General features: G+C 33.3%; 1 protein-coding gene. It reads right to left on the bottom strand.

Annotated features, from left to right (window positions below; all coding sequences use genetic code 11):
• Window positions 1–116 precede the first annotated feature (116 nt).
• Window positions 117–1,646, bottom strand: a complete 1,530-nt coding sequence (locus IV513_RS15310) for a trypsin-like peptidase domain-containing protein (protein ID WP_209391422.1) — start codon at window positions 1,644–1,646, stop codon at window positions 117–119.
• Window positions 1,647–2,201: the final 555 nt, after the last annotated feature.

Raw genomic sequence — 2,201 nt, 5'->3', positions numbered from 1 at the left:
AAAGTTTATTGAAACAAAGTTCAATAAACTTTCTATATCATCAGTAACAATCAGTAGTACAAAGAATTTTACCAACTATTTTTGACTAATAAACCATAATTGTAAAATGAATGTTTTTAAGGCATTTTAAAACCTTTAGTGTAAATTCTTCCGTAGTTGTCTACAAATTTTACCTGAACGTTTCCTTTGTAACCATCAAGGATTTTTTCAACATCTTTCTGAGAATTTACAGGCTTTCCGTTGATTTCTATGATGATATAATCATCTACAATACCAATTTTTGCCATCTCGCTTCCTTCTGTAACGTTTTTAGAAACGACACCACTATTAAGACCATATTCTGTTTTAAATTTGTCGTTAAGAGGTTCAAATTCGGCACCAATTTTTTCGCTAACGCTCAAATCTGCTTTTGTTCTAGTAGAAGTTCCTCCTTTCTGATCTCTTAGTGTAACAGTGGCAATATTGTCTTTTCCATTTCTGGTAAATGTTACCTGTACTTTATCTCCAGGTCTTTTACTTCCGATGGCAACCGATAAATCTGCAAAATCAGTAATGTCTGAACCATCTACTTTGGTAATTACATCTCCTTTTTTAAGTCCTGCATCTTGTGCACCGCTATTTTCAGAGAAGCCAGTTACATATACTCCAGAACCGGATTTTATATTGGTTTTATTTTCTCGGTTGTATGCAGCAACCAACTGGTCGTTAGATAAATCCATAGAAGAAACTCCTAAGAAACCTCTTTGTACAATTCCGAATTTCTTAATGTCTTCGATAATTTTTCTTGCCAGATTAGCCGGAACCGCAAATCCGTACCCTTGATAATAGCCATTTGTAGAGGATATTGCAGAATTAATTCCGATTAAATCACCATTTACGTTAACTAAAGCTCCGCCGGAGTTTCCTGGGTTAATGGCTGCATCGGTCTGTATAAAACTTTCAATAGGGTTTGTTGCTTTGCCTTGTCCGCTTAAGATTCCTATTCCTCGTCCTTTTGCAGAAATAATTCCGGCAGTTACGGTAGAATTCAAACCAAGTGGATTCCCAACTGCTAATACCCATTGCCCAACTTCAACATTGTCTGAATTGGCAAAGTTGAGGTAAGGAAGTCCTTTTTCCTCAATCTTTAATAAAGAAATGTCTGTATTTGGATCTGTACCCACCAAAGTAGCAATGTAAGATTTTTTATTGCTTAAAACGACTTCAAGTTTATTGGCTCCCGCAACAACGTGGTTGTTCGAAATAATATAACCATCAGGAGAGATAATTACTCCCGAACCTAGACCAGATGGCATATTTTCCGGTGCTTGTTGCTGAGGTCTCTGTCTTTGGTTTCTTCCGCCACCAAAAGGATCTCCAAAGAAAAAATCGAAAATATCCTGTTCGGAAGCCCTGCTCGAAGCTCTCGTCTGATAATTTTTAATAGTTACTACTGCAGGAACAGTGGTTTTTGCTGCTTTCACGAAATCGTCGCCTACTCCGGCTGTGTTCATTCCCACGAAGGAAGCATTGGTAGATTTTGTGAAGTATGATTGGTCAGAAATAGTTGAATCGTGACCAATGTATTGTTGTACGCCGACTGTAGTTGCTCCTGAGATTACGCCAACGACAGCAAATGGTAATAGTTTTTTAAATGTACTCTTCATTGTCTTCTAGTTGTTTTATTTTTTATTCTTAAACAAATTTAATGCTAAATAGGTATTTAATTATTCTTAACTGTTTCAATTTTAACTAAAATTTAACGAGATTAAGAGCATTTTAAAATTTATATGGTAATTTATTGTTACGATTAACAGACTTTAAAATAAAATTAAAGGTCAATTTGTCATATTCTAAATGACAGAAATGGAGTTGGATAATGTTTTTAACGAATATTTCATTACTACAAATTACTTGAATATATCATGAATTGAGAAGTTGGGGGGGTTAATAAAAATGAAACAAAAATTTAAAAAAAATATTTAAGTAATAATTAAATTATATAATTTTTGGTTATTTTATTTTTATTACCCGTAGTGCATTATAAAAAAAGTTGCTCAAGTGACTAAAAATTAGTATATTGTATTGACTACCAATCAAATACAATTATGAGCAACCTTGAGGCAAGTTACAATTTAATTTTAAATAATTTAAGAGACATTTCCGAAACTGAAAATTTTTATTTTAAACCAATAAAACCAAAACTGTCTGATATAGAGTTG

Origin of the sequence: Chryseobacterium sp. RR2-3-20, from assembly GCF_017808115.1 — a bacterium.
GTDB classification, from domain to species: Bacteria; Bacteroidota; Bacteroidia; order Flavobacteriales; family Weeksellaceae; genus Chryseobacterium; species Chryseobacterium oryzae.
This window is presented reverse-complemented; position numbering and strand designations above follow the sequence as displayed.

Bases quoted from the DNA above. Each gene is read 5' to 3' on its own strand.
- IV513_RS15310 (WP_209391422.1), bottom strand. From the start codon at position 1,646: ATGAAGAGTACATTTAAAAAACTATTACCATTTGCTGTCGTTGGCGTA.